The organism is Sulfurihydrogenibium yellowstonense SS-5, from assembly GCF_000173615.1.
Taxonomy (GTDB): domain Bacteria; phylum Aquificota; class Aquificia; order Aquificales; family Hydrogenothermaceae; genus Sulfurihydrogenibium; species Sulfurihydrogenibium yellowstonense.
On record NZ_ABZS01000119.1, the window covers coordinates 1 to 5,229 of the forward strand.

General features: G+C 33.1%; 9 protein-coding genes and 1 tRNA gene. 8 read left to right on the forward strand and 2 right to left on the reverse strand.

The window, feature by feature from the left end; genetic code table 11:
• Nucleotides 1-50 precede the first annotated feature (50 nt).
• The 8 genes from rpsI (at nucleotide 51) to SULYE_RS08065 (ending at nucleotide 4,733) form a co-directional block, all read left to right on the forward strand.
• Nucleotides 51-479 (forward strand): 30S ribosomal protein S9, encoded by a 429-nt coding sequence (gene rpsI, locus SULYE_RS05575; RefSeq protein WP_007547387.1) that lies wholly within the window; start codon nucleotides 51-53, stop codon nucleotides 477-479.
• 8 nt (nucleotides 480-487) lie between these two features.
• Nucleotides 488-1,510 carry an N-acetyl-gamma-glutamyl-phosphate reductase gene (gene argC, locus SULYE_RS05580; protein WP_007547389.1) on the forward strand — a complete coding sequence of 341 codons (1,023 nt, stop codon included), beginning with the start codon at nucleotides 488-490 and terminating at the stop codon, nucleotides 1,508-1,510.
• Complete coding sequence (rfaE1, locus tag SULYE_RS05585; RefSeq protein WP_007547391.1) at nucleotides 1,507-2,460, forward strand: D-glycero-beta-D-manno-heptose-7-phosphate kinase; 954 nt, start codon at nucleotides 1,507-1,509, stop codon at nucleotides 2,458-2,460. Before argC ends, rfaE1 begins: the two co-directional genes overlap by 4 nt.
• 252 nt (nucleotides 2,461-2,712) lie before the next feature.
• Entirely contained in the window at nucleotides 2,713-2,955 is a 243-nt protein-coding gene (gene purS, locus SULYE_RS05590; RefSeq protein WP_007547392.1) for a phosphoribosylformylglycinamidine synthase subunit PurS, read from the forward strand.
• A 3-nt stretch (nucleotides 2,956-2,958) separates the two neighbouring features.
• A complete protein-coding gene (purQ, locus tag SULYE_RS05595; protein WP_007547394.1) occupies nucleotides 2,959-3,639 on the forward strand; it encodes a phosphoribosylformylglycinamidine synthase I in 681 nt (226 codons plus the stop codon).
• Nucleotides 3,640-3,648: 9 nt separating this feature from the next.
• Nucleotides 3,649-3,897, forward strand: a complete 249-nt coding sequence (locus tag SULYE_RS05600) for a hypothetical protein (protein WP_007547395.1) — start codon at nucleotides 3,649-3,651, stop codon at nucleotides 3,895-3,897.
• Nucleotides 3,890-4,273, forward strand: coding sequence for a hypothetical protein (locus SULYE_RS05605; RefSeq protein ID WP_007547396.1), 384 nt, complete (start codon nucleotides 3,890-3,892; stop codon nucleotides 4,271-4,273). Before SULYE_RS05600 ends, SULYE_RS05605 begins: the two co-directional genes overlap by 8 nt.
• A gap of 4 nt (nucleotides 4,274-4,277) precedes the next feature.
• Nucleotides 4,278-4,733: a TlpA family protein disulfide reductase gene (locus tag SULYE_RS08065; protein ID WP_007547397.1), complete on the forward strand. Its 456-nt coding sequence runs from the start codon at nucleotides 4,278-4,280 to the stop codon at nucleotides 4,731-4,733.
• Here the strand turns inward: SULYE_RS08065 and SULYE_RS05610 are convergent.
• Both SULYE_RS05610 and SULYE_RS05615 read right to left on the reverse strand, forming a co-directional pair.
• A tRNA-Arg gene (locus SULYE_RS05610) sits at nucleotides 4,715-4,788 on the reverse strand. The genes SULYE_RS08065 and SULYE_RS05610 overlap by 19 nt on opposite strands.
• 1 nt (nucleotide 4,789) lies before the next feature.
• A partial coding sequence (locus SULYE_RS05615; protein ID WP_007547398.1) for a deoxyribonuclease IV occupies nucleotides 4,790-5,229 on the reverse strand: 440 nt, incomplete at its 5' end.

Consider the following 5,229-nt stretch of genomic DNA (forward strand, 5'->3'; position numbering starts at 1 on the left):
TTAGAAGAAGTATCAAAATTATGGAAAGCTATTTAAGGAGGTAATTAATCTTGGAAAAAACAATAAAAATAGACCCTAAGGTGACACACTATGGAACTGGAAGAAGAAAAGAGGCAATAGCAAGAGTTTGGATTCTTCCCGGATCCGGAAGAATTATAGTTAGAAGTGCATCCGGAAAAGAATGGGATGCAAAAGAGTATTTTGAAAGAGATATTTTACTTGCAAAAATAAACCATCCATTTGTAGTTACAGAGACACTTGGGAAGTTTGATGTTTATGCGACTGTAAAAGGCAGTGGAAAACCTGCACAAGCAGAAGCTGTGATGTATGGAATAGCAAAAGCTCTTGAAAGCTATAATCCATCATTAAGAGCATTACTAAAACCAGCTGGATTAATGACAAGAGACGCGAGAGTTAAAGAACGTAAGAAATACAACCAAATGGGTGCAAGAGCGAAATACAGATGGTCTAAGCGTTAATTTATTCTATGAAAGTTTGTATAGCTGGAGCTTCTGGATATACTGGAATAGAGCTTTTAAGAATTTTAGAATTATACAAAGAAATTGAAATAAATCAAATAACATCAAGACAATACAGTGGGAAGGCTTTAAAAGAAGCTTTCCCATTCTTTAACAAATCAAAATATCAAGATTTAATCTTTGCTGAAGAAGTAGATGCAACCTCGTCTGATATTTATTTCCTATGCCTACCACACGAGCCTTCCTTAGAACTTGTAAAAACACTTTTTGAAAATAACAAAATCATAATAGACTTATCTGCAGCATATAGAATAAAAAATAAAGAAGTATATCCGGAATACTACGGCTTTGAGCATAGATTTCCAGAACTTTTAGAAGTGGCAGTTTATGGACTTGTCGAAGTATTTAGAAATGATATAAAATCTGCAAAAATAATAGCAAATCCAGGCTGCTATCCAACTGCCACAATTCTTGGCTTATATCCTCTAGCTAAAGAGGGTAAAATTCAAGATGATACAATCATTGTAAATGCTTTATCCGGAATTTCCGGGGCCGGAAGACATTTAAAAGAAGATTTTATGTATCCGGAAAGCTTTTCAAACGCGTATGCTTACAACATCACAAAACACAGACACACTCCGGAAATGGAGGACGTTATAAAAAGAATTTCAGATAAAGATGTAAAAGTCAGATTTACTCCTCACATAATCCCAGTTTCAAGAGGAATGCTTTCTACCATTACAGTTAAAACCGACCTATCCAAAAAACAGTTAAGAGATTTATATTTTGATTACTACGAAAAAGAATACTTTATAAGACTCCAAGATAGACCTGTTAGAATTAAAGAAGTTCTTGGGACAAATTTCTGTGATATTTTTGTAGATAAAGACGAGAAGACAGGTTATGCAGTAATTACCTCAGCAATCGATAATCTTAGCAAAGGTGCTTCTTTTCAAGCTGTCCAAAATATGAATATAATCCTTGGATTTGAAGAAAGTTATAACCTAAAAAATCTACCAATCTATCCATGATTACAAAAGAAAGAGCAGTTGATTTAATCAGTAAGTTTCCTGATATTACTGTTGGGGTTATTGGAGATATTATTCTTGATAAATACTTATGGGGAGATGTAGAAAGGATATCTCCTGAGGCTCCTGTTCCCGTTGTAGATGTAAAAAAAGAGACGGTATCTCTCGGTGGTGCATCAAACGTTGCAAATAACATAGCTTCCTTAGATGCTAAAGCTTATATGATTGGTGTAGTAGGAGATGACGAAAACGCAAAAATTATTGAGAATTTACTAAAATCAAAAAACATAAATCCAGTCTTAATAAAAGACAAATCAAGACCAACCATTGAAAAAACCAGAATAATCGCAGTCAGCCAACAACTTTTAAGAATTGACAGAGAGGATAGGTCCAAACTGAACAATGAGATTGAAGATAAAATCATCATTGAGATTAAAAATATAAAAGACAAAATAAATGTCTTTATCGTTTCTGATTATGGAAAAGGTGTCATTACTCGAAGGATTATGGATTTTATAAAATCTTTAAACAAGCCTATTTTTGTTGACCCTAAGCCATCAAACTATCAGCTTTATAAAAATACTACCATTTTGACCCCAAACAAAAAAGAAGCATACGAAAGTATAAAAGCAGATAAAAATACAGACCTTGAATTCGTTGGAAGAAGAATAATGTCAGACCTTGAATTAAACCAGCTTTTAATTACACTTGGCGGTGAAGGTATGGCATTGTTTGAAGGTGATAAAATTTTACGTATTCCGACAAAGGCTAAAAAAGTTTTTGATGTAACAGGTGCAGGAGATACTGTTATATCTGTCCTTGCTTTAGCAAGATTGGCAGGTGGAACTTGGGAAGAGTCTGCATCTTTGGCAAATACGGCAGCCGGTTATGTAGTAGGAGAAATAGGAACTGCTACGGTTTCAAGAAATATTTTAATAGACCTGATTGGTTAATGTGAAAAGTGAGAAGTTGACGAATTTAAGCAAGAGCTGAGAAACAATCAATCTTGGACTCTACTTAATTACTGTTAAAAATTTTTCTTAATTTCTGTATAAATGAGACTGCTTACAAAAATCCACACCGTCATTCTACATCCGGCGAAGAATTTTCTCTTTTTTCTCTCCTTTCAAAAAAACATTTGATATTACGTTCAACACAAGCTTAACTATGATATAATAACTAAAAAATCCATACGAGGACAGGTAATGCTAATAAAGTTTTTTATCAAGCCAAGAAAAGGTGTTCTTGACCCACAAGGTAGAGCAGTTGCAGAAAGTTTAAAATCCTTAGGATTTGATAATGTAAAAGATGTTAAAGTAGGAAAATACATAGAAGTTTACGTAGACAGTACAGACAAAGAAAAAGCCATAGAAGAAGCCAAAGAGATGGCAAAAAAAGCAATCGTCAACGACCTTATAGAAGACTATGAAATACAAGTGGTGGAGTAAAAAATGAGATTTGGAGTTGCTGTATATCCAGGTTCTAACTGTGATTATGACACTTATTACGTGATAAGAGATATTTTAAAAAAAGAAGTTGAATTTATTGATTATAGAGAAACAGATTTATCTAAATACGATTGCGTTATAGTTCCCGGCGGATTTTCTTTCGGAGACTATTTAAGACCAGGAGCAATAGCATCACATACTCCCTTAACTCAAGCATTAAAAGATTTTGCATCAAAAGGAAAGTTTGTAATAGGAATATGCAATGGCTTTCAAATCCTTACAGAAGCCCATTTGCTACCGGGTGCACTACTGCCAAACAATCATGGAAAATTCGTGTGTAAACATCAATATTTAAAAGTAGAAAATAACGAAACTCCGTTTACAAAAAATTTAAGCAAAAATCAGATAATAAAGCTTCCCATTGCACACCATGATGGAAACTACTTTGTTGACCCGGGGACTTTAGCAGAAATGGAGAAAAACGGACAGATAATTTTAAGATATTGTGATGAAAATGGTATAATAGATGAGTCTACAAATCCAAACGGCTCAATTGGAAATATAGCGGGTGTTTGCAATAAAGAAAAAAATGTATTTGGACTTATGCCACACCCAGAAAGAGCTTGCGAACCAATTCTTGGCACAGCAGATGGATTGCTATTATTAACATCATTAATAAACTAGGAGAAGATAATGACAGACATAGAAAGAAAGAAATTAGAAGAGTTGGTTGCAAAAGTTTTTACGTTAGCATATGAACTTGGGACAAACGTTGATGAACTTTTTAGAGAAGTCAGGCAGCTTAGATTTGAAACAAAAGATAAAGACTTTGAAGCAGCACTTATAAACTTGGAACATGCATTTTTTATGGTTGCCCAATCAATCAATATTCTAAAAGACCAAACAAGAAATGCAATAACTTCAACCAAAAAAATTGCTTAAAGAGAATACTGAGCTAAAAGTTAACATCAAAGGCTTTGAAGTTTTAGATGACGGAGAGATAAAGTATCTTGAAGATATTTTAACTCCTTTAATTCTTGTTGAAAACATCCCAAATTACAAAGAAAATGTTTTTTGGTATAAGATTAGAAATCTATGGGTTTTGGTTGGAAAAATTCCACCGCTTACAATAGAATCCAACGACGTAATCTTGTTTAAAGAAAAAGGAAAATGGGGGCTATTTAAAATCATAGAAAAAAAAGATAGCATACTTATCTTAACAGATGGTAAAGGTTTAAGAAAAACAAAAGTAAAAGAAGAAAATCTTACAGAGCTGAATTTACTCGGAAAAGTATTAAGAGTTCAAAACAAGGTATAGAAAAATGATAAGAAAGATAATCGTTTTAGCTGTGCTTATTTTAGCTTCTAAATCTTTTGCTAAGGATATACTAAAAGATAAGTTTGGCAATCCTGTAAAGCTTCCAGAGAATAAATTAATTGTGCTTAATTTTATGGCTTACAGCTGTGGTCATTGTATGGCTGAAATTCCAACCATTAAAAAAGTATTAAGAGAACCAGAATTTAAAAATAACTTTGTTGTGATTGCTTTCGCAATAGATGGAAAACAAAATGATTTTAAAGACCCAGAATTTCCGACCTATGCAAATCATCCGGAGAATCAGGTAAGATTTCCAATCTTAGGAACACCCACAACATATATAATCACTTCAAATGGTAAAAAGTTAATTACGATATATGGTGCTTTAACAGAAGAAAATTTTAGAAAGTATTTAAAAGAAGCTTTAAAGAAAGTGCAAAGCGCGCCTGGCAGGATTTGAACCTGCGACCTTCGGCATCGGAAGCCGATGCTCTATCCAGCTGAGCTACAGGCGCATCACTTTATTAAAGATTTTAACAAATTAATATTTACTCTGTCCATATCTCCTTCCTTTGGTGTTTCTAAGATGAAAGGAAGTTTACTGAAATCATCATCATTTAAAAACATTCTAAAACCCTCTAAGTCAATAAAGCCTTTTCCAATATGTTCATGTCTATCTTTTTTAGAGTTAAAAGGAGCTTTAGAATCATTACAATGTATAACTTTTGTCTTTTCTAAAAGATTATAATCTATAAGCTCTTTTTTAAAGCTATTAAATCCTTCGTCGGTGTTTATCTGATATCCGGATGCAAATATATGGCAAGTGTCAAGGCAAACGCCTATTTTTTCATTTTCAAAAGGTTTAATTAGTGTATAAACTTCTTCTAATGTTGCTCCAACTTCTCCGGATTGACCTGCTAATGTCTCAACTAAAAATGTTGTATTTTTTAGGTTTA